Source organism: Rhodococcus daqingensis, assembly GCF_042665615.1.
GTDB lineage: Bacteria > Actinomycetota > Actinomycetes > Mycobacteriales > Mycobacteriaceae > Rhodococcus_G > Rhodococcus_G daqingensis.
Map to the genome: position 1 here is coordinate 111,938 of NZ_JBHTCS010000010.1, position 21,013 is coordinate 132,950.

Genomic DNA, 21,013 nt, shown 5'->3' on the forward strand with positions numbered 1-21,013 from the left:
GCCCCGCCGACCTGCTCGGCGGGGCGTTCTCGTCGGCCCGGCCGTGTCGATGTCACCTTGACATGTCATGTCAAACTGTCACGCGGGCCACCGGTGCGTGGGCCCAACGCAACGACACCGTCAGGAGGGGGACACGTGGCGATCACCGAGGCGTCCGCCGTCGACCTGGCGGGCTCGATCCGGGCGGGATCGCTCAGTTCGCGCGAGGTGGTCGAGGCGCACATCGCGGTCCTGGAGCGGGTCAATCCGTCGCTGAACGCGGTCGTGGTGCAGCGGTATGACGCCGCCCGCCGGGAGGCGGACGGCGTCGATGCGCGACTGTCCGCCGACGGCCCCGACGGCCTGCCCCCGCTGCTCGGCGTCCCCGTGACGATCAAGGAGTCGCTCTCGGTCGCCGGACTGCCGAACACCGCGGGTGTCGTTGCGCGCAAACACATCCGGCCCGCGACGCACGCGCCGGTGGTGCAGCGGGTCGTCGATGCCGGAGCGATCGTGCTGGGTCTGACCAACACGTCCGAGGGCTGCATGTGGATCGAGAGCAACAACCGGGTCTACGGACGCACCAGCAACGCCTACGACCGCCGCCGCAGCGCGGGCGGCTCCTCCGGCGGCGAGGGTGCCGCCATCGGCAGCGGCGGGTCCCCGATCGGGCTCGCCACCGACACTCTGGGCTCGATTCGCATTCCGGCGTTCTTCAACGGCGTCTTCGGGCATCGGCCCTCGACGGGCCTGCTCCCCGTCACCGGGTCCTGGCCCCCGCCCTACGGGGTCGCGCGGATGTGTGCGAACGGCCCGCTCGCCCGTCGCGCCCAGGACCTGATGCCACTGCTGCGGATCATGGCGGGGCCCGACGGCGTCGACCCACTCGTCCGGGATGTGCCGCTGCGGGACCCCGCGTCGACCTCGCTGGACGGCGTTCGGGTGACCCTCATCGACGACGCGTTCCTGCCGGGCACCGGTCGCGAGATGCTGCGCGCGCGGGACCGGGCCGCCGCCGCGCTGGCCGACACCGGCGCGAGGGTCGAGCACGTCTCGATGAAGTCCCTGCGCCAGATCGGCCTGTTCACCACCGTCGTCCTGGCCGAGGAGACAGGCATCAGCTTCGCGGAGATCATGCGCGGCGAGGACGCCCATCCCCTGTCGTTCCCGGAGCTGATCGCGTTGCGCGGCAAGCACACCGCGGCGATGCGGTCGCTGGTGATCGGCGAGGTCCTCGAATCGCTGCTGCCCAAGCCCCTGGCGAGGAGGCTGGTGACCGCCGCCCACGCGATCGCGGACGAGGTGACGGCGATCATCGGCGACGGCCTGCTGCTTCACCCGACGATGCCGGCCGTAGCGCCGCGGCACGGCACGTCCACCGCGCAGCCGTGGCGGACCAATGCGGTCGCCCCGTTTAGCCTCGCCGGGCTGCCGGTCACGCAGGCGCCGCTCGGGATGGGCTCGGCCGGGCTGCCCCTGGGCGTCCAGATCGTGGGCGGGATGGGCAACGACCACCTCACCATCGCCGCCGCGCTCGAGTTGGAACGCGCCTTCGGCGGATGGGTGCCTCCGCGGGGTCACTAGAATCGCGGGAAATCACGCAACCGAGGGATCACCGTTCGTGCCCGAAAACCACCTCCATCCGCCGACGAGCCTGCAGGCCGATTGCCGGAACTGTTTCGCGCTGTGCTGCGTCGCGCTGCCGTTCGCGAGGTCCGCGGATTTCGCCGTCGACAAGGCCGGCGGCACGCCCTGCACCAACCTCCTGGACGACTTCCGGTGCGGGATCCACACCGACCTCCGGCACCGGGGGTTCACGGGCTGCACCGTCTACGACTGCTTCGGCGCCGGCCAGAAGGTGTCCCAGCAGACCTTCGACGGCCGCGACTGGCGGCGGGACCCGGCCGGGGCCGGCGCGATGTTCGAGGTCTTTCCGATCATGCGGCAGCTGCACGAGCTGCTCTGGTACCTGAACGAGTCGCTGGCGACCGCGGCGGCCGAGCCGCTGCGGGACGAACTCCGCGACGCCTGGGATCGGACGGTGCAGCTAACCGACGGTGACGCCGAGTCGGTCGCCCGGACCGACGTCGATCTCCACCGCCAGGCCGTGAACGGGCTGCTGTTGCAGGTCAGCGAGCTGGTTCGCGGGGCGGTGCCGGGCCGTAAGAGGGAACACCGGGGCGCCGACCTCATCGGCGCCAAGCTGCGGGGCGCGAACCTGCGCGGCGCGAACCTGCGCGGGGCGTACCTGATCGGCGCGGACCTGCGACAGGCCGACCTGCGGTCGTCCGACCTCATCGGAGCCGACTTCCGTGGCGCTGACCTGCGGGGCGCGGACCTGTCCGGGAGCATCTTCCTGACCCAGTTCCAGGTCAATGCCGCGAAGGGCGACGCGTCCACTCGCCTGCCCGCCGCGCTGGCGGTGCCGCCGCACTGGGGCGAGTCCGCAACCCGGCCGGTCTCCGACCGCCGCTTGCCGCGGGGTGCGCAGCGGCGACGCAGGGCGCCGCGGAGTCGATGACTCCCGGTGACGGACACACCGGGGGTCGTGGAGCCCCCTGTCAGGATTGAACTCCCCTTGCTGACCCGTCATACGCTGCGGGTTTCTGTCAAGATGATCCGTTGACCAGGCGAATAGCGTTCTCGTAGGCACTCGATTGCACGCGACCAAGTCGACGAGTGTGGGCAGAACGTGGGCAGGAGGACCTACTCCACCACGGTCGCTTTGCCCGCTCGGAGGCCTCAATTGCAGTCGGTCTGGTTTGGATACGAGCATGAAGCGAACCCTCGCAGCGCTCGCCCTCCCGGCCGTGCTCCTGTTTGCTGGCTGCTCGTCAAGCACCAGCGACGCCGCCGAAACTGCATCGCCCGCAGCTTGTCCCACCGCGAAGCCCATCGAGAACACCGACCTCGCGGCCGCGGTCGCGCCTGTTTCATTGCCGAACGGGGCAACGATCGTCGGCGGCCGGGTTACGACGATGGACGGCGGCGTCGGTGTCGCAGTCGACGTGTGCGCACCGAGTGTCACTACCGCGGACCAGCTTCGCCCGCTCGCCACCAACCTCGTGAAGGCCGTGAAGGTCTCGCCCCTCGGGCCCACAACGGAGGCTATGTGGGTCCAGAGCTACCAGGTCGAGGGCGGCCAGGCCGTCAATGACGTCAAGGTGAAGGACTGCGACTTCAAGATGCACCTCTGGAACGGGCTCCCGTCCGTTGAAGCGGAGCAGGCGCGCTGGGAGGTCATCTCCGGCTAGCTCAGACGAGAAACGCCCCGACTGTCGGGGCATTTCTCGTTGCAGCACATTGTGTCTCGCATCCAACTTTACACTTTCAAAGTGTTACACCATGATTCTTCTTCGTGTAAAGTCATGGATACAACTCCAGAGAGGAGATGGTGTGGAATGGTCGGATAGGCCACTCTCCATTGCGGGTCTCACACTCAGCGCCTTCGGGATCTGATTGCAACTCCGCAAGCCGCCCCGCAAGGGGAAGCACCGGAAGTGACAGAGCGGGGGATGTAGGACGCATCCCCGCTCCACCGGCCGATATTCCCACCATAGGACGGACAACGCAATGAGCAAGGGAGAGGGTTTCGCCGTGGCAGGCCTTGTCACGCTCGGCGCCGGGATCGGACTTGCGGCCGCGAATGGACGATCCGGGCTCGAGGTCGGATCGCTGTGTGTCGCCTGGGTGGCGATCGCCGGCGTCAGCGACTGGCAGGCAGGGCGACACCGCCATGCGTAGGCCGCGCGTCTACCTATCTCGGGCCCAGTTCGCCCAGCGGATCGGCGTGACAGATGGCGCGATGAGCCGGTACAAGCTGCCGCCGCCTGACGCGATCATCGGCCCGATCAACGAGGACGGGAGCCTCCCCCGCGGCACGACGCGCGGGTGGCTGGCGGAGACGATCGACGAATGGAACGCGGAGCGTCCGGGCCGCGGCGCGCGAACGGATCTGCGGGACTAGTCCGCCCACCGTCCCGCTGCGGCGCCGCCCCGGCGCACGGCGGGGTTCGGATGGTGACTCACACGTGCGGCAGTAGTGCGTTCGGTGCCCGCCTCGACGGGCGTCGGCGCATCCGCATTGCTCCCAGCCGACCAGGCGCCGGCGCGGGCTGAGGCGGTGCCTGGTCGGGCATTGGGTCGGCGCGGGCTCGACGTGCACAGCCATGCCCCCAGCATCGAACCATTCGCACAGCCGTTCGATAGTTGCTAGGGTCGAGGGTGCGGGCCGGCGAGGGAAGCGCCGGCCCGCTCCACGTCCCTCAGCTCAGCCCGTGACGATCCGGTTGACCGCCCTAGCGGCCTCCTTCGGGGCGGCTACTCGCACTCGCCTCAGCTCCTGAATGAGCGAATTGCGGCGCATTACAAGTGAATTCAGATCCGCTTCGAGGGCAATGTTTTCTTCTCTGCTACGGGCATCCTCCTCCGAGGAGATCAGTCGACGAAGGGCCGCAATCTCAACTTCCATGCGATCCACCTCCTCGTCGAGGATGTGAAGTGACTTCTCACGGATAATGGGAGGCCGCTCAACGGAGGCAGCACCTCCGGCGAGCATTCGACTTTGATCACGCTGGTTGCGCTCGATTCGAGCGAGCCGTCCGCCGAGATCCTCGAGAATGTCTGCCAATGCGGACGGGTCACCATCTGCAGCCTTCTGCGAGATCGCCTGGACCGCGTCGTACTGCGTCAGGGGCGTTACCAGCCCCTCAGGCTTCTCCAGCGCTGCGATCGCGGACCGCAGCAGGTTCTTCTGTGCCTCATCGACGGAAGCGGGATTCGTGAGGGTGTAGTAGATCGCCCGTTGGTCTGTAACGTCGAACGGCAACGGCTTCCCATCACCGTTGAGCAACACCACCGGCTTCTTGAAACAATGCGCCACTGCGAGCTCGTAGAAGACATTCGGATTGTGACCAGTCAGGTCGGCGACAATCAGATCCGACGTAATCACGCGGTCAATGACCCTCTGCCCGATCGAATCCGGCGAAGCCTCCTCATCGGCCCTGACAACGTCCCATTCAGGCTCCGGAAGCGCCTTCCTGATCACATAGTTCAGCGCCAATTGCGCCTGCGCATGGACCTCGGTGCCCGGGCTACCGATCGGCGAGATCACGAAGACAGACTTGGGCGCGCATTGCTCGGTCGACATGGGCACGATGATCGCACGACCACAGTCACTGGCTGCATCATATGCGCGGAGGTGTGGGCGGACGGCCTGTCGCGAAGCGCGCAGCAGCTGCAGCGCGGTCGTAACCAGGTCGAGCGCGTCGAGGACCTGACCACACTCCAGGTCGCGCCGTCGGCCGGACCTGGATGGGGTGACGTTGCCGCGAGCGAGGGCTCATCGGCGGGGAATCCGTGGAGTTGACACACTGGCTCCCACTGCACTGACATCTTGCATGCAGGTCAGCGGGTTTCGCACGTGCGCACAACACTACGGCGTGTTAGACGATCGAATCCCAGTCAACGTTGTACTTCTCAGCCCGGGCCTTCAGGCTGTCCAGGCGGAGACGGAGGTCCGCAATCTCCGTACGTTCGTCCTCTGTAAGCTCGGCGGCGCCAAGGAGTTCGGTAATCCTGGCGCGGGTCCGGCGAACGTTGTAGCGGACTTCCCGCTGTCGACGATCTATGTTGGACGGCAGGACAGTATCACCATGGCGTGATAGAAGGTCGGCGACGGACAAACCGTGCCCATCGGCCACCGTCGGACGAGGCGCAAGCTCGCGAATCTCTCCTTCAACGCGGGTCAGCCGTCCAAGCACCTGAGTGAGGAGGAACTCAACCTTCTCGGTTGGTGTGGCTTCCGACAGACCGCCCGCTGTGGAAAAGAGCGCGTAGCCGACGAGGGGATTTGTCAGGGTGCTTCCGGACGCCAGGACCGCCCTAGCGGACGCGGCCAGACGAATCTTCGCTCGGTGAACCGATTCGGGGTTCGCGAGGTCGTAGAAAACCGTCCTGAGATCGACAATGTCGAACGGCGGCTTCTGACCGTCAGTCATGAGCGTCACGACCGGCTTCTTGTATCCATGGGCAACAGCAAGCTCGTAGAAGACATTGGGGTTGTAGTCGGTCAGATCTGCGACGATCAAGTCCGAATTGACAATTCGCTCAATGACCATATGGGTGATCGAGCCCGGATCTTCCTCCTCATCGGCTCGAACGACTTCCCATTCAGGAGCGGGCAACGCCTGCCTGATGATGTACTCCAGTGTTTGGCTGGCCTTTACGGCCTCGGGAGTACCGGGAGACCCGATTGGCGACACGACGAACACGGTCTTCGGCGCGCAGTTCGGTGAAGGTGAATCGGGCGCAATTGGTGTTTCAGACATTTCGGCATCATGTCACGCGCCACAGTGCGGCGCGCCGACCACGAGTAGCTCCATCGCATCCCCCAGCCGGTAGACCGCGACGTCGTTGCGGTGGATCCAGTGGTCAGTGATTGAAGCGTCCTTGCGCCGCCAACCGCGCGGCTCGAGCTTCCGGCGGTTCGCCCACGAGTACACCGTGCCCGCGCTCACCTTCGTGCCGAGTTCGCCCAGGATGGTGACGAGCTCGGCGACCGTGTAGTTCAGCTCGCGCATGTGCGCCAACATGTCCCGGTCGAGGTGCCGAATGTCGTGCTGTGTCCCGCACCAACGGCAGCGCGCCCAGTCGCCTCCGCGCTCGGCGTACAGGTCGGCGCCGCACTTCATCACCTCGCCGCTCTCCCCTTCCCAGGTGTACGGGCACGGACCCTTGTAGGCGAGCTCAGGCATCCGATCCACTGCTCGGCGGGCGTATGCCAGCGCGTCGGTGACCTCGTCGTACATCACCCCCGCAGAGGGCACGCTGCGCATATCACCGCTGTAGTCCGCGAGCCACACAGCGGCGAGCTCGACACCATGCGCGGCCTCGGTTGACAACGCGGCCCGGTCGAGTCTGCGGGACCGGATGTTGTGCACGAGCTGGCGCAGCCCGCGGCCGGCGAGCGCATCGCCGAGCGCATCGGTCTGGCCGGTGTGGTCGGCCACGAGCCGGGCCCAGGTGCCGATGACGCTCATGAGGTGGTCGAGCGGACGCTGATGGCCGCTGGTCGAACCGGTCGAGGCGCACGGGGCAGCGCGGCCTCGGAGCTCTTGCCGCCCACCCGGCCACGGCTCATGCGGTCGAGCCGGGCCCGGGTGACGGTCAGGTCGGAGATCAGCCCGGGCACTGCGAGCAGCTCCTTGCACAGCTTGTCCGCGCACAGCGTGCACAGCTCGTAGCCATCGGCCACGACGCGGCCGCAGTTCGTGCAGTCGATGGCGCTCATGCCCGCACCCACGCCGGCCAGCTCACCCGCGGCTCGAGGTGGTGCGGCAGCTCAGGCTCGTACCACCCCAGTCGCTGCGCGCCGATCGTCGCGAGCGCGAGCGCGTCGGACTTGTTGTCGTTGTCGCCGATCGCCGCATGCGGCCAGAGCGCCTGCATGGACTCGAGCACCGCGGTCTTCGACGCGTGGCCGTAACCGGTGGCCCAGAGCTTGACCGTGGTCACGCCGACGTCGACGACCGCGATGCGACGCTTCGCGAGGTACTCGACGATGCGGTGCACCAGCGCGCGGGGCGGGATGCGCCGGACGTCCGGCGGCGGCGTGACGACGCGACCGCCGGAGTCGCGGCCCTCACAGCGGCCGCCGAGCAGTTTCAGCGCGGAGGCGCAGCGGCCGGTCCAGGCACGGTGACCCCCTTGTGAATCGTCATCGAAATTGTCATGGTCCGGCGCTCTGACCTGCAGTGCGACAACTGTCCTGACCACGAACAATCGCAATCGTTGTCAACGAAGGTGGAGCTGTTCGTTGCCCAAATCATCGGTGGACCGAGTGCGTCGTGAGCACTTAGACACGGAGTGCTCATCGCTGATCCACCCAGGCAAGGTCGGCCGATGCCTTGACAGGCACGAATGGGTGTCGATGTAGACGAAAGCACTCCTCGGCCGAGAGATTCGTCCGATCCTTAGACCATGGACGGTCTGAGCATCGACGCGAGATTCGCGGCGGCAAACACCGAGACCACCGCTCGAATAACAGCGAAGGTCGCGATCGTCGCTGGCTTCCTTGCCCTCGACGGCACACTCCTCGGCCTAGGTAGCGCGCATGAAGATGTGGCCTCGATCGTATGGGCGATCCCCGCACTGTCGCTGGCTGCGGCATTATTGATCCTTGCGCAGGACCTCTACATCTTCCAGCTCGTCAGGTTCATGGCCGATCTTGAGGTCCACCCGCCGGAGGAGGGCCCCCCGGTACGGGGATACAACAGAGAACGAGCGCAAAAAGACGTTCGCCGACAATGGATAATCCAATACATCGTCCTCGGATTGGTCATGTTGGCATCCAACTTCGCTGCAGCGAAGTTTCCGGCTGCCTCCGGCTGCGACGGCATCTTCATAGTCTTGCTCGGTTTTGCCAGCATGGCGATTTTGGCAGTGAGCGTCATTGTGGGCTGGTGTTACGCGAGGCAACTGGAGAAGGACATTGCCGCCGCGGCCGCGGCGACCGCGGCGACCGCGGCGACCGAGGCGACCGAGGCGACCGAGGCGACCGAGGCGACCGAGGCGGAGTGAATGCGCTGGGCCACCGGGGCAACCCCTTCGAGTCGATACCCCCCCATGCGCCCAAACCTGAGCGCGAAGAAACAGAGTTACCGCGCCGGTGTCCCCTGCTGGGCGGCCAGAGATTCTGACCCCCCACCCCGCATTCCCGCGAATGTGAATAGGACGCCCGCCCCCGCGTTCTGTCGGCCGGTCATTTAACGGCTTGCAGGGGATGACGTCCTATCCACCTGCGACATTACTCAGAACGGGGCTGGGTCGTCGTCGCAGTGCCGGGCGGCCTGCGCCTCGGCCCGCGTCTTCGCGTCGTGGTGCGGCTTGCACAGGCTCTGCAGGTTGGCGGGATCGTACTTCTCTCCGCCAGAGGTGAGTCCGACGATGTGGTCGACGTCAACGGCGAGGCGTGGGCATCCGGGCCACTGGCAGAACGGGTGCGCCCCGAGCTGATTGGCGCGCAACGTCCGCCATCGCCGCGTGCTGCCGCCTTGCCAGCCCGACCCTTGCCAGGTGGGTCGGCACCGCGGACAACCTCGCGGGTTGCTGTGCGCGCGCCTGCACTTCGGGCAGGCGCGGGGCGGGGCGGTTGGCATCAGTGCGACCAGCCGAGGAACATGCGGACGATCGCGACGAACAGCCAGATCGAGCCCACCATCTGACGCGCCGATCGCGCGCGTTGCGTCGTCGGCACCCTCAAGAGTCACACCCACCGGACAGTTCCGATGCCCGCGGTCGTCGCAGATTCAGTAGCGGACACCTGCAGAGGGAAAGGCCGCGAGGACCTCATCTGGCCGGCCCGAGACGGCGGGCACCTCGCGCCGCCGTCCGCGACCAGCTCATGGCTATCTGGTGCCGTGGCGCGCTGCCAGCGGGCGGCCGCGGCCACGCGCGAGCTTGAGGACACCGACCCTACGACCCTCGTCTTTCCCCGGGTGACAGCCCACGACCTTCGCCACACAGCGACCAGCCTCGCGATCTCGGCGGGTGCGAATGTGAAGGCCGTGCAGCGGATGCTTGGGCACGCGTCGGCGGCGATGACCCTCGACGTATACGCAGATCTGTTCGATGACGATCTCGATGACGTGGCGAAACGACTCGAGGAGAGCGTGGGCAAGATGTGGGCAAAAGTGCAATGAGGGCCACTTCCGAATTCCAGAAATGGCCCTCACCTGCAGCGGAGTACATCCACTCCTGGAGCCCCCTGTCAGGATTGAACTGACGACCTTTCGCTTACAAGGCGAGTGCTCTACCACTGAGCTAAGGAGGCGAACAAAGCGCGCCCATCATATCCACCCGCGCGGTCGCGATCGGCTCCCGGTGCCTCAAACGCCGACCCGCGCCCACCCGGTCGGCGTATGTTTGGCACGACACCTTCCCCGACGGGAGCGGTCCCATGGATCTGGGCACCATCACCGAGGTCGTGCGGAGGCCCCCCGAGCGGCCGGGCGCACAGTGGCGCGACGGGGACGCGTGGCTGGCCGGGGGCACGTGGTTGTTCTCCGTTCCGCAGCCCGAGCTGCGCCGGCTGGTGGATCTCACCGCGCTCGGCTGGGACCCGCTGGTGCCGAGCGAGGCCGGCCTCGAGATCGGCGCGACGTGCACGATTCGTGACCTGTATGAGCTTGCGCTGCAGGGCGATTGGCAGGCCGCACCGCTGCTGAGGACGAGCTGTGAGGCGTTTCTGGCCTCGTTCAAGGTCTGGAACTCGGCGACGGTGGGCGGCAACATCTGCATGTCGCTGCCCGCCGGGCCGATGATCACGATGACCGTCGCGCTGGAGGCGACGTACACGCTGTGGGCGGCGGACGGCTCCGAACGCACGGTCGCTGCGGCGGACTTCGTCACCGGCGATCACCGCAACGTCCTCGCGCCCGGCGAGATCCTGCGGCGCATCGACATCCCGGCGGCCGCGCTGCGCAAGCGCCACACCCACCGGCGGTTCGCTCTGACCCGCCTGGGCCGCTCCACCCTGTTCATGGTCGCCACCCAGACTCCCGCCTCCGCCGACCTGGCACTGACCATCACGGCCGGCACCACCCGCCCGATCCGACTGACGTTCGAGGAGATGCCCGACGCCGAGGCGCTGCGCGGTCGCATCGACGCCCTCCCGGACGACGTGTGGTTCGACGACCCGAACGGGACCCCCGAGCACCGCCTCCACCTCGCGCGGCACTTCGCCGAGGAGATCCGGGTCGAGTTCGCGGGAGTCCGCGCATGACGTACACCGTGAACGGGAGGTCCTTCGACGCGGAGCCGCGACCGGGCCAGTGCCTGCGGACCTACCTGCGCGAGCTCGGCCACCACGGCGTCAAGAAGGGTTGCGACGCAGGCGATTGCGGCGCCTGCACGGTGTGGCTCGACGGCTCCCCGGTGCACGGCTGCATCACCCCGGCGTTCCGCGCCGAGGGCCACGAGGTGACCACGATCGAGGGGCTCGGCTCCGCCGAGGACCTGCACCCGCTGCAACGGCAGTTCCGCGACGCCCCCGGCTTCCAGTGCGGCTTCTGCACCGCCGGCATGATCATGACGGCGGCAACGTTCACCGACGCCCAGAAACAGGACCTGCCCCGCGCGCTCAAGGGCAACCTCTGCCGCTGCACCGGCTACCGGGCGATCGAGGACGCCATCAACGGCGTCACCGGGATCGAGGACGCGCTCCCCGGCCGGGCCGTCGGGACCAGCGTCGGCACCCCCGCCGCCACCGACGTGGTCACCGGCCGCGCCGAGTTCACGATGGACACCGAGATCGAGGGCCTGCTGCACCTGAAGGTGCTGCACTCGCCGCACGCGCACGCCCGCATCGTCTCGATCGACAGGACCGCCGCGCTCGCCGTTCCGGGCGTGCACCGCGTCTACACCTGGCAGGACGTCCCCCGCAAGCGCTTCACCACCGCCATCCACACCGACCATCTCGTCGACCCGGACGACACCTACATCCTCGACGACACGGTGCGCTTCGTCGGCCAGCGGGTGGTCGCGGTGCTGGCCGACACGGTGGGCGCCGCCGAGGAGGGCTGCCGCCGGGTGGTGGTCGAGTACGAGCCGCTGCCCGCCGTGTTCGACCCGGAGCAGGCGATGGCCGACGGCGCCCCCCAGCTGCACGGCTCCGACGATCCGTTCGTGCGCGATCCCGTGCACAACATCCTGCTCGAGCTGCACGGGCACGTCGGCGACGTCGAGGCCGGGTTCGCCCAGGCCGACGTGATCCACGAGGGCACCTACTTCTCGCCGCGGGTGCAGCACGCGCACCTGGAGACGCACGGCTCCATCGCGTGGATGGCGGACGGCCGCCTGCACGTGCGCACCAGCTCGCAGTCGCCGTCCATCGCGAAGGTCAAGCTCTCGCACCTGTTCGACCTACGCCCCGACCAGCTGCGGGTGTTCTGCATGCGGGTGGGCGGCGCGTTCGGCGGCAAGCAAGAGGTGATCTCGGAGGACCTCGCCGCCCTCGCCGCCCTCGACACCGGGCGGCCGGTCTGTTTCGAGTACACCCGCGAGGAGGAGTTCACCACCGCCTCGCCCCGGCACCCCATGAAACTCACGGTCCGGCTCGGCGCCCGGTCCGACGGCACCCTCACCGCGATGCAGGTCCGCAACGTCTCGAACACCGGCGCCTACGGAAACCACGGGGGTGAAACACTTTTCGCCGGCGGTGCGGCGGTCATGCTCTATCGCTGCCCGAACAAGAAGTTCGACGCCTACTCGGTGTACACCAACACCGTGCCGAGCGGGGCGCTGCGCGGCTACGGCATGACCCAGCCCGCCTTCGCGGTCGAATCTGCCATGGGCGAGCTGGCGGTCGCGCTCGGCATGGATCCGCTCGAGCTGCGCCGCCGCAACATCGTGCGGCCCGGCGACTCCCTGGTCGCGTTCGAGGACGGGCCCGACGACGTGGTGTTCGCCGAGGATGGCGTCGGGCGGTGCATCGACCTCGTCGACGACGCCCTGCGCCGCGGCGGCTCCGAGCCGCCACCCGGCGGGGACTGGCTCGTCGGGACCGGGACCGCGAGCTCGTTGCACGAGACCGCGCCGCCGACCGATCACGTCTCGGAGGCGTGGGCGACGCTCGGCGACGACGGCATCTACGAGCTCGCCGTCGGCACAGTGGAATTCGGAGAGGGAACCCCGACCGCGCACGTGCAGATCGCGGCGAACCAGCTCGGGACCACCCCCTCGCGGGTGCGCCTGATCCAGTCCGACACCGACCGAACGGGCTTCGACACCGGCGCGTTCGCCAGCGCGGGCCTGTCCGTCGCCGGCAACGCCGTGCTGCGGGCGTCGAACGCCCTGCGCGACCGGATCCTCGCCTTCGCCGCCGCGCACGCGGGGGTCGAGGTCGCGGCCTGCGCGATGGACGACGACGCCGTGGCCTGCGGCGGCGTCCGAGTGCCGCTCTCCGAGCTCGTCGCGGCCGCCCGCGCCCGCGGCATCCGGTTCACCGCCGCCCGCAAGGCGTACGGGTCCCCGCGCAGCGTCGTGTCCAACACCCACGGCTTCCGGGTCGCGGTGCACCGGGTCACCGGCGAGATCCGCATCCTCCGCAGCGTCCAGGCCACCGACGCCGGGGTGATCATCAACCCGGCTCAGGTGCGCGGGCAGATCGAGGGCGGTGTCGCGCAGGGGCTCGGATTCGTGCTGACCGAGAACTTCCACGTCGACGGCGACGGCGTGATGACCAACCCGAACCTGCGCAACTACCGCATCCCCACCTACGCCGACGTCCCCCGCACCGAGGTGCTGCTGGTCGAGTCGACGGACTCGGTCGGGCCGATGCGCGCGAAGGGCATGGCCGAGTGCTGCATCAACCCGGTGGCGCCGGCCTTGGCCAATGCCGTCGAGGACGCGACGGGGGTGCGTTATCGGTCGCTGCCGCTCACGCCCGAGCGCATCTACCGCCGAATCGTCGAATCCCGCACCGGCACAGCCTCGGTGCGCGCGTAGGGAGGCGGCATGGAGACCGGGGAACGCGCCGGCGACACCGCGACGGTCATCATCGGCCAGCGGGTGCGCCCCGGATCGGAGGGGGCGTACAAGGCCTGGCAGGAGGAGATCAATGTCGCCGCATCGCACTACGCCGGGTTCCTCGGCGCCCAGATCACCGCACCCACCGCGGTGCAGCCCGATTGGGTGGTGATCTACCGGTTCGACTCCGTCGCCAACGTCCAGGCCTGGATCAACAGCGGCACCCGCCAGGACTGGCTCGACCGGGGGCAGCACTACCTCGAGGGCCCCTCCACCCAGCAGGTCATCACCGGCGGATCGCGGCCGACCGATCAGCTCGTGACCGTCGTCGTGACGCACCGCGTCAAGCCCGAGAACATCGACGGCTTCCTCGAGTGGCAGGACCGGATGCGGGCGGCGGAACGCAAATTCGAGGGATTCCGCGGCACCGAGCTCTTCCGCCCCATCGAGGGCGTGCAGGACGAGTGGACCGCGCTGTACCGGTACGACAACGCCGCCAACCTCTTCACGTGGCTCACCTCCCACACCCGCCAGCAACTCCTCGCCGAGGGCGAGAGGTTCCACGAGTTCTCCTCCCGCACGGTCGACAACTCGTTCGGCAGCTGGTTCGCCTTCGACGAGAAGGGCAACGAGACGCCGCCCCCGTCCGACGTGAAGACTTCCGTCGCCGTCTGGGTCGGCCTCTACCCCACCATCGTCCTGCTCGCTCTGGCGCTCTCCCCGCTCAAGATGCCGCTCTGGCTCGGCCTGCTCATCGGAAACCTGTTGTCCAGCTTCACCATGACCTTCGTGACGATGCCGTACTACGTGAACCCGCTGCTGAAGAACTGGCTGCGGCCACCCGCGGACACGCCGGAGACGAGCACGAATCTCCGGGGCATCGCCATCGTCGCGGGGGCCATCATGTTCTGGGCCGTCGTCTTCTATCTCGTGACGAGACAGTTCTGGACGCTGCCCTGACCGAGGAGTTCACCCTTCGACGGAATCGAGGAACCACGATGAACGCGAGAATGGTGCGAGGCGCGAGCCTGATCCCCCTTGCCCTGGCGTCGACCCTGCTGCTGGCCGGATGCGGCTCGGACGGCGATGACACCACCCCGACGACCACGACCGCGGCGATGACGACCGCACCCGTGGCGACGGGTCCGGCGCCGACGACGGCGGTGACCAAGGAACAGGCCGAACAGACCGCCCTCGCGACCGTTCCCGGCGGCACGGTCGTCTCGTCGGAAACAGCACAGCACGATGGCAAGGCGGTGTGGCATGTCCACATTCGCAACGACAAGGGCTGGGACTACGACGTGGACGTCGACGCCGCCACCGGCGTCGTGGTGGACCGAGACCAGGACGACCGCGACGAGGACGACCGCACGACGACGCCCGCCGCGCCGAACGCACCGGCGACGGTCACCAAGGAACAGGCCGAGCAGACCGCCCTCGCGACCGTTCCCGGCGGCACGGTCGTCTCGTCCGAATCCGCACAGCACGACGGCAAGGCGGTGTGGCACGTCCACATCCGCAACGACAAGGGCTGGGACTACGACGTGAACGTGGATGCCGCCACCGGCGCGGTGGTGCCCGACAACTGAGACGCACGGGCGCCGAGGGCGAGGAGCACCGATGCGTACGCTGGCGATCACGCAGAACATCACCGTCGACGGCTCGATCGAGATGCTGGGAGATTGGTTCGATCCCCAAGGTCAGGCCGGGCTGGACAATTCCGATCTGCTCGAGGAGTTGCACCGCCAAGACCGTGATGCCGACGGGTTTCTGGTGGGCCGGCGCACTTTCGAGGACCTTCGCGGATACTGGCCCGACCAGTCCGACGACGCCACGGGGATCACCGACTACCTCAACCGGGTGCAGAAGTATGTCGTCTCCTCGACCATGACCGACCCCCAGTGGCAGAACTCGACGGTCCTCTCCGGCGATCCCGCCGAGGAGGTCCGCGCGCTGAAGATGCAGCCGGGCAAAGACATCGTGGTCACCGGCAGCATCATGCTGTGCCACACCCTGATCGAGGCGGGACTGGTCGACGAGTATCGGCTGTTCATGTACCCGGTCGTGCAGGGCCGGGGCCGCCGGTTGTTCCCCGACGGGTTCGAGTTACCGGAACTGGCACTGCTCGACGCGAAGGCCTTCCGCTGTGGCGTCACCTACTCGCGTTACGGCAGGGCCTGAAACAGCAGAGGACGGAGCATTCCATGGACGACGACCTGATCGCGGACGCCGGGGCGGAACTCGTCACGATCTGCGACGACTGGTACGAGGCGATCGTTTCCAACGATGCCGAACGGATCGCCGCCTACATGGCGGACGACTGGGTGATCGCCTCCGAGTCGGGAATCGCATCGAGAGCGCAGTTCCTGGACCTCGTCAGATCGGGCGAGTTGACCCATTCCGCCATGGACCGGGCCAGCGGGGCGAGGGTCCGGATCTACGGTGACACAGCCGTGTTCACGGCGCGGGTGACGAACACCGCCCACGATGCGGGCCAACGGTTCGACGCCGACGAATGGACGTCGGACGTGTTCGTCCGACGCGACGACCGTTGGCTGTGCGTGCTGACCCACATCACGGCGGCCCGTGAGCCCGCCGAGGGCGAGCAGTGATGCAGACTCACGACTCCATCAACAAAGGTTGACGGCACCCACTCATCAACCTAAGTTGATGAGTGTGAGTGAGAGTCCAGATGAGGCCTTCGCGTCGGTGGTCGCGCTGCGACGGCGGGCGGATCAGCTCGAGATCGAAGCCGTCGAACGGGCCCTGGCCGCCGGTTGGACGTGGGCGCAGATCGGGCTGGCGCTCGGCATCTCCGGCCAGGCCGCACACAAGCGCCTGGGCCCACCACGAGCACGGCGAACCAACCGCCACACAGACAAGGGGTAGACGATGGGAATCGCTCGCGCACTGCGTGACATGCGCACGATGAAGCAGCTGTTCGCGCAGACCGAGGCCGAGGCGGACCGGCTCGGCGATCACGAACCCGGAGCCGAACACCTGCTCCTCGCCGCCCTGTCGCTGACCGACGGGTCGGCGCAGCGCGCCTTCGAGGGAGAGGGCGTGTCGCGGGACGGGCTCCGGGAGGCGATCACCCGCGTCCACGAGGACGCCCTCACGGCGGCGGGGGTGAGCGACGCCGGCGGCCGCGGTGCACCCGCCAGCCCACTCGATCGGCCCAGGACCGGCCCGCTCCGGCTGACGGAACCGGCGCAGGCCGCATTCCGGGACGCGACGGCAACGGCCAAGGCGGCACGCCGGCCGATCCGCGGGGCGGACGTGGTCGCCGCCGTCGCCGAACTCGAACACGGCACCGCCGCACGGGCATTGGCGCAGCTGGGCATCGACCGGACACGCCTGGCCGCGTCCGCGCGATCGCAGGGCTGACGCAATCCCGGCGGCGATCAGGCCCGCACGCCGGGGTGATTGGCGCGGAGGTTCTGCGCGGCGAGCGCGACCGTCCGGTCGATGCGGCGCTGTCGCGTCTCCGGCCGCTTCGCCGTCGCGATCCACTCCAGGATCAACCGCTTCGAGGACGGCGGGAAGCTCTCGAAGTTCTTGCGCGCGGCCTCGTTTCGGTACAGCGGTTCCCGCAGGTCGTCGGGCGCGGCATCGCCGTCGGGCACGACCTGCCAGGTGCCCGTGGCCTTGGCCACGTCGATCAGGGCCTGGCCGTGCGCGGTCATCAGGCCCTGATCGATCATGCTCGCCGCGCGCTCCCGGTTCACCCTGCTCCACGTGCTGCGCGGATTCCGTGGGGTGAACCGGAGCCGCGAACTGTCCGCGTCGTGCTTGCGGTGCAGGCCGTCGATCCAGCCGAAGCAGAGGGCCTGCTCGATGGCCTCGTGGTAGCGCGGGCTCGGGGTGCCGCTGTCCTTGTGGTGGATGATCAGCCAGATCTCCTTCTCGGACCGGCTGTTCCGTGCCAGCCACTCGCGCCAGTCGGCGACGCTGCTCGGGGCGAAGGTGGTGACGTCGGCGGTCATCTCACGCCTCCTTGGAGCCGAGGATGTCGAGGTAGTGCTGGTTGTACATGACGCCGAGGATGTTCCCGAACGGGTCGACGACGGAGGCGTTGACGAATCCGGGTCCGCGCTCGGTCGGCTTGTCGTGCACGGTGGCGCCCAACGCGAGCAGTCGATCGAAGCTCGCCTGGACGTCGTCGACGTGCCAGTAGGTCACCTGGCCGGCGGGCTCGTCCGTGCGGGCGTGCGGCGCGAACCGCGCGTCGATGATGCCGAGCTCGTGCTGGAAGTCGCCGATGCGGAACTCGACGTACGCGGTGGCCCCGCCGATCTCACGCGCGAAGTACGGCGGGATGCCGAGCACCTCGGTGTACCAGGCCTGGGCTGCCGCGACATCGTCGGCGAAGAAGCTGACGGTGGTGAGTCCTCGCAACATCGGTGGTTCCTTCCCTCGTTGGGTGGGTGACGCTCGTTCGGTTGGTGACAAAAGCCATCCTGCCGCCCAAAGTGCTCATCAACTGAGCACTTTTTCGGGGAAACTGAAAACATGCGCGCAGACCGTCTCGTCGCCACCCTCCTGCTCATGCAGTCCCGCGGCCGGGTGACCGCCGCCGAGCTCGCCGAGGAGCTCGAGGTGTCCGTGGCCACCGCCCGCCGCGACCTGGAGGCACTGTCCGCGGCGGGCATCCCGGTGTACCCGCAGGCCGGACGCGGCGGCGGCTGGTCGCTGGTCGGCGGCGCCCGCACCGACCTGTCCGGCCTGTCCGCCACCGAGGCGCAGGCCCTGTTCCTGCTCGTCGGCCCGGCCGCGGCGGTCTCCGGCGAGGCCAAGGCCGCGCTGCGCAAACTGGTCCGGGCGCTCCCGCAGACCTTCCGGGCCGACGCGGAGGCCGCCGCCGACGCCACCATGATCGACCCGACCCGCTGGGGCGAGCGCGATCGCCGACGGCCCGAGATGGTGGACCTGTTGCAGTCCGCGGTGGTCCGCCGCCGGAAGGTCCGGCTCACCTACGTCAACGGCGCCAGGGAACGGTCCGAACGGCTGGTCGCCCCGTGGGGCCTGGTCGACAAGGACGACATCTGGTACCTGATCGCCGGGACCGACCGCGGCCAGCGCACCTTCCGCGCGGACCGGATCGCCGAGGCCGCGGCGACGGATCAACCCGCCGACCGCCCCGACGATTTCGAGCTCGCCGCCGCCTGGGAGGAGGTGGTCGGGAAGATGGAGGAGCGCCGCTCACGCACGTGGGCCACCGTGCTCATCGAGGCCCGGTTCGTGCCGATCCTGCGCGACCATTTCGGCAGGCACTGCCACACCGACGGCGAGTCCGATGACGGCCGCACCCGGGTGCGCCTCGCCGCCCCGACCCCGCTGGACATCGCCCGCAACCTCGCCGGCTGGGGCGCGGCGGTGGAGGTGCTCGAACCGGAGTCGGTGCGGGGCGAGCTGGCGCGAATCGGGTTCGAGCTCGCCAGCCGCTACTGATACGGAGCTCGACGGCCACACAGAACTCAGCTTGTCGGCGCGACGCCAAACTGCGCACCACCTTTTCGATCGGCATCCTCCACCGATCGCCCGCAGGTAAGCGGCGCTTTCCTAGGCCTTCCTACCGGCAGAACTCTCCGATTCTGCGCTGGCGCCATCGCCATTCGACTCGTCTGCGACCGGATCGCTTGCAATTGGGCCGACTGATCCAATCATGAGGGCGGAGTGAATCAGAAGCGCTGCTTCCGCGATGTTTCTTCCATCCCCTTGGAGCCCGTGGAGCATGACGTTGCGAAGATTTAGTCCTCCGCTATACGTCAGCGTGGTCTTAAGGAATCGAAGGCGCGATTCGCCAATTTGGTAGTTCTCCCCGAATATCGGAAGCATTGCACCGAGCCCGGGATATTGCCCCGGCGAATGGGTTTTCTGCAGTCGGTACATCCCCTGTCCAACTTGCAGGATATTTTCGCGAATCTGAGCTTCAATCCTAGGAAGGAGCGTATACGCCGCACCTTCCCCGTCACCCGACCATGCCCGTTGCATAGCGCGGACGATACTTCCGACTACTCCCTGCGGAATACCTGGCCAAGTTTCAAGGAATCCCTTCAACTCGCCCGTCTTCGGAACGCCGAACCGGTTTGGGATCTCATGAAACGCGGAAACGAGTGGACGAATATAGCTGCTGATCATTTGGACTTCATGCCGCGCTAGGTCATATTCAAACTTCTCCTCCGGGGTTGTTGCGGTTAGGATGGGCATGTTATCAGGACCCATCAACTGCGTCGGAAATAGCGAAGTGAGAGGATGCTCATTATGGATCGACTGAACGAGGTTAGTATTGAACGCAAGATCTCCAGACAATGGGCCCGCGAGCCCATATGAAACCAAAGCCTGCGACCAGTTATCTCCAACAATAAACGAGTCGCGGACAGCTTTCACTTCCTCTTCATACCGGAGCGAAGACGTTGATATTTGAATGAATTCGAGGGTCTCATTGCGAACGTCTTGCAGGAGCACGGCGGCCCGTTTCCGCAATTCATTATCCCCAGATTGCTCAGCAAGTTCGAGCGCTTGTTCACGTCGCGTTGCGCGCATAATCGCCGATTCGGCAGATTCAGCTTCATCGACAAACGCTTCCACACGCCGTACCCACACAGCTTTCCTACACGAATCATCATTACACCGACGAAGTAGAAGACTCAGAGATTGATCGATTCGATTCGCATCCGACCATGCACTTGTCGCGGCTTCGAGAATCGAATCGACCCGGTCCGGGCAAGACGGCTCACCGATTGCATGTTCCAGAGCACCTAGCACCACCCCGGCGGGGGGATCCTCCTCGTCCAGATGCTTCTGCGCCAGATCGAGGGTGCGGGCAAGCGATTTATCGACGCTTGCACTGTCGTTGATCGCCCTGGCGATTCTGGTCGCAACCCGAAGATCGTGCAGCGCATCAAGACCTTCCCCCCAATGCTCAGCGGACTCAAGGTAAGAAGATACGGCCACGTGCGCAAAATCTATTGGTTTGCCCTCCTTCCGCTCAAAGAGAAGGTGCGCAAGTCGTGCGCGCGCGGACGAAGAATTAACTTTCTCGAGCAATCCTCGCCAGATTTCGATAATAGACTGATCGATGTCGGCCACTTCGGGCGGATCGGTCCGGTCTCCAAAATCGTGTTTCGGGACGATTCGCGCGCGCCGCGAACCATCAACTTCGGTAATATCGACATGGTACTCAAAAGCCCACGACGCTGCTCTAGCGAGATCTGGAGCATCGTCTGGAATATCTCCAAGTCCGGCGTACCCTAGCCTTCTTCGAAATTCCAGAACCGTCAAATAGCGGCTCTCTTTCGAGGCTACCTCGTCCAGGGTAGCTGCGTACCAAGCGAGATCCCGTTGTTCTGGTTCGACGACGGGTTCCTCACGACTGGCGTCTTCGTCTCCCATGCTTCCCCTTCTGTGGCGATAGGTGCTGACAGTGTGCAAGACGAGCGGTGTAGGCCTTCCCGGAGGGATACACCGAAATCATCGACGTTCCTAACCGCACCGCAGCTCCGCT

25 protein-coding genes and 1 tRNA gene are annotated in these 21,013 nt (G+C 67.0%); 16 read left to right on the plus strand and 10 right to left on the minus strand.

Going from position 1 to position 21,013, the window contains the following annotated elements:
• Positions 1 to 135 precede the first annotated feature (135 nt).
• The 5 genes from ACFQS9_RS08320 (at position 136) to ACFQS9_RS08340 (ending at position 3,946) form a co-directional block, all read left to right on the plus strand.
• The gene (locus ACFQS9_RS08320; RefSeq protein WP_378403430.1) at positions 136 to 1,563 is read left to right on the plus strand and encodes an amidase; all 1,428 of its coding nucleotides are present in this window, start codon (positions 136 to 138) and stop codon (positions 1,561 to 1,563) included.
• A 37-nt stretch (positions 1,564 to 1,600) separates the two neighbouring features.
• Complete coding sequence (locus ACFQS9_RS08325; protein WP_378403432.1) at positions 1,601 to 2,500, plus strand: pentapeptide repeat-containing protein; 900 nt, start codon at positions 1,601 to 1,603, stop codon at positions 2,498 to 2,500.
• A gap of 253 nt (positions 2,501 to 2,753) precedes the next feature.
• The gene (locus tag ACFQS9_RS08330; protein WP_378403434.1) at positions 2,754 to 3,233 is read left to right on the plus strand and encodes a hypothetical protein; all 480 of its coding nucleotides are present in this window, start codon (positions 2,754 to 2,756) and stop codon (positions 3,231 to 3,233) included.
• Positions 3,234 to 3,552: 319 nt separating this feature from the next.
• Complete coding sequence (locus tag ACFQS9_RS08335; RefSeq protein ID WP_378403436.1) at positions 3,553 to 3,723, plus strand: hypothetical protein; 171 nt, start codon at positions 3,553 to 3,555, stop codon at positions 3,721 to 3,723.
• A 61-nt stretch (positions 3,724 to 3,784) separates the two neighbouring features.
• Positions 3,785 to 3,946, plus strand: coding sequence for a hypothetical protein (locus tag ACFQS9_RS08340; RefSeq protein ID WP_378403438.1), 162 nt, complete (start codon positions 3,785 to 3,787; stop codon positions 3,944 to 3,946).
• A 303-nt stretch (positions 3,947 to 4,249) separates the two neighbouring features.
• Here ACFQS9_RS08340 and ACFQS9_RS08345 read toward each other — a convergent pair whose 3' ends face one another.
• The 5 genes from ACFQS9_RS08345 to ACFQS9_RS08365 form a co-directional block, all read right to left on the minus strand.
• A complete protein-coding gene (locus ACFQS9_RS08345) occupies positions 4,250 to 5,128 on the minus strand; it encodes a hypothetical protein (protein WP_378403439.1) in 879 nt (292 codons plus the stop codon).
• Positions 5,129 to 5,423: 295 nt separating this feature from the next.
• On the minus strand, positions 5,424 to 6,308 hold the full coding sequence (locus ACFQS9_RS08350) for a hypothetical protein (protein ID WP_378403441.1): 885 nt from the start codon (positions 6,306 to 6,308) through the stop codon (positions 5,424 to 5,426).
• A 12-nt stretch (positions 6,309 to 6,320) separates the two neighbouring features.
• Positions 6,321 to 7,019, minus strand: coding sequence for a hypothetical protein (locus ACFQS9_RS08355; RefSeq protein WP_378403442.1), 699 nt, complete (start codon positions 7,017 to 7,019; stop codon positions 6,321 to 6,323).
• A complete protein-coding gene (locus ACFQS9_RS08360; protein ID WP_378403444.1) occupies positions 7,016 to 7,270 on the minus strand; it encodes a hypothetical protein in 255 nt (84 codons plus the stop codon). The genes ACFQS9_RS08355 and ACFQS9_RS08360 overlap by 4 nt, the downstream gene beginning before the upstream one ends.
• Positions 7,267 to 7,755 carry a hypothetical protein gene (locus ACFQS9_RS08365; RefSeq protein ID WP_378403446.1) on the minus strand — a complete coding sequence of 163 codons (489 nt, stop codon included), beginning with the start codon at positions 7,753 to 7,755 and terminating at the stop codon, positions 7,267 to 7,269. The genes ACFQS9_RS08360 and ACFQS9_RS08365 overlap by 4 nt, the downstream gene beginning before the upstream one ends.
• Before the next feature lie 204 nt (positions 7,756 to 7,959).
• Here ACFQS9_RS08365 and ACFQS9_RS08370 point away from each other — a divergent pair, with 204 nt between their 5' ends.
• Complete coding sequence (locus ACFQS9_RS08370; RefSeq protein ID WP_378403448.1) at positions 7,960 to 8,559, plus strand: hypothetical protein; 600 nt, start codon at positions 7,960 to 7,962, stop codon at positions 8,557 to 8,559.
• A gap of 230 nt (positions 8,560 to 8,789) precedes the next feature.
• Here the strand turns inward: ACFQS9_RS08370 and ACFQS9_RS08375 are convergent, their stop codons facing one another.
• Positions 8,790 to 9,005 (minus strand): HNH endonuclease signature motif containing protein, encoded by a 216-nt coding sequence (locus ACFQS9_RS08375; protein ID WP_378403450.1) that lies wholly within the window; start codon positions 9,003 to 9,005, stop codon positions 8,790 to 8,792.
• Between the two features lie 261 nt (positions 9,006 to 9,266).
• On the opposite strand from ACFQS9_RS08375, the gene ACFQS9_RS08380 reads away from it, so the two are divergent.
• Complete coding sequence (locus ACFQS9_RS08380; protein ID WP_378403452.1) at positions 9,267 to 9,680, plus strand: tyrosine-type recombinase/integrase; 414 nt, start codon at positions 9,267 to 9,269, stop codon at positions 9,678 to 9,680.
• Between the two features lie 56 nt (positions 9,681 to 9,736).
• On the opposite strand, the gene ACFQS9_RS08385 is transcribed toward ACFQS9_RS08380, so the two are convergent.
• Positions 9,737 to 9,811: transfer RNA gene (locus ACFQS9_RS08385), tRNA-Thr, on the minus strand.
• A gap of 126 nt (positions 9,812 to 9,937) precedes the next feature.
• Here ACFQS9_RS08385 and ACFQS9_RS08390 point away from each other — a divergent pair.
• From ACFQS9_RS08390 to ACFQS9_RS08425, 8 genes are read left to right on the plus strand one after another with little or no spacing between them, the layout of a single operon-like run.
• Positions 9,938 to 10,762: an FAD binding domain-containing protein gene (locus ACFQS9_RS08390; RefSeq protein WP_378403454.1), complete on the plus strand. Its 825-nt coding sequence runs from the start codon at positions 9,938 to 9,940 to the stop codon at positions 10,760 to 10,762.
• Positions 10,759 to 13,485, plus strand: a complete 2,727-nt coding sequence (locus ACFQS9_RS08395) for a molybdopterin-dependent oxidoreductase (protein WP_378403456.1) — start codon at positions 10,759 to 10,761, stop codon at positions 13,483 to 13,485. Before ACFQS9_RS08390 ends, ACFQS9_RS08395 begins: the two co-directional genes overlap by 4 nt.
• Before the next feature lie 9 nt (positions 13,486 to 13,494).
• Positions 13,495 to 14,466, plus strand: coding sequence for an antibiotic biosynthesis monooxygenase (locus tag ACFQS9_RS08400; RefSeq protein ID WP_378403458.1), 972 nt, complete (start codon positions 13,495 to 13,497; stop codon positions 14,464 to 14,466).
• 38 nt (positions 14,467 to 14,504) lie between these two features.
• On the plus strand, positions 14,505 to 15,095 hold the full coding sequence (locus ACFQS9_RS08405; RefSeq protein ID WP_378403459.1) for a PepSY domain-containing protein: 591 nt from the start codon (positions 14,505 to 14,507) through the stop codon (positions 15,093 to 15,095).
• 31 nt (positions 15,096 to 15,126) lie between these two features.
• A complete protein-coding gene (locus ACFQS9_RS08410) occupies positions 15,127 to 15,687 on the plus strand; it encodes a dihydrofolate reductase family protein (RefSeq protein ID WP_378403461.1) in 561 nt (186 codons plus the stop codon).
• 23 nt (positions 15,688 to 15,710) lie between these two features.
• Complete coding sequence (locus ACFQS9_RS08415) at positions 15,711 to 16,118, plus strand: nuclear transport factor 2 family protein (protein WP_378403463.1); 408 nt, start codon at positions 15,711 to 15,713, stop codon at positions 16,116 to 16,118.
• 58 nt (positions 16,119 to 16,176) lie between these two features.
• Positions 16,177 to 16,395 (plus strand): hypothetical protein, encoded by a 219-nt coding sequence (locus ACFQS9_RS08420; protein ID WP_378403465.1) that lies wholly within the window; start codon positions 16,177 to 16,179, stop codon positions 16,393 to 16,395.
• A 3-nt stretch (positions 16,396 to 16,398) separates the two neighbouring features.
• Positions 16,399 to 16,893, plus strand: coding sequence for a Clp protease N-terminal domain-containing protein (locus ACFQS9_RS08425; RefSeq protein ID WP_378403466.1), 495 nt, complete (start codon positions 16,399 to 16,401; stop codon positions 16,891 to 16,893).
• A 17-nt stretch (positions 16,894 to 16,910) separates the two neighbouring features.
• Here the strand turns inward: ACFQS9_RS08425 and ACFQS9_RS08430 are convergent, their stop codons facing one another.
• Together ACFQS9_RS08430 and ACFQS9_RS08435 are read right to left on the minus strand one after the other, a co-directional pair.
• Positions 16,911 to 17,492 (minus strand): YdeI/OmpD-associated family protein, encoded by a 582-nt coding sequence (locus ACFQS9_RS08430; RefSeq protein ID WP_378403467.1) that lies wholly within the window; start codon positions 17,490 to 17,492, stop codon positions 16,911 to 16,913.
• A 1-nt stretch (position 17,493) separates the two neighbouring features.
• The gene (locus tag ACFQS9_RS08435; protein WP_378403469.1) at positions 17,494 to 17,907 is read right to left on the minus strand and encodes a VOC family protein; all 414 of its coding nucleotides are present in this window, start codon (positions 17,905 to 17,907) and stop codon (positions 17,494 to 17,496) included.
• A gap of 111 nt (positions 17,908 to 18,018) precedes the next feature.
• Here ACFQS9_RS08435 and ACFQS9_RS08440 point away from each other — a divergent pair, with 111 nt between their 5' ends.
• Complete coding sequence (locus ACFQS9_RS08440; RefSeq protein ID WP_378403471.1) at positions 18,019 to 18,957, plus strand: helix-turn-helix transcriptional regulator; 939 nt, start codon at positions 18,019 to 18,021, stop codon at positions 18,955 to 18,957.
• A gap of 111 nt (positions 18,958 to 19,068) precedes the next feature.
• On the opposite strand, the gene ACFQS9_RS08445 is transcribed toward ACFQS9_RS08440, so the two are convergent.
• A complete protein-coding gene (locus ACFQS9_RS08445; protein ID WP_378403472.1) occupies positions 19,069 to 20,901 on the minus strand; it encodes a DUF7380 domain-containing protein in 1,833 nt (610 codons plus the stop codon).
• Between the last annotated feature and the right edge of the window lie 112 nt (positions 20,902 to 21,013).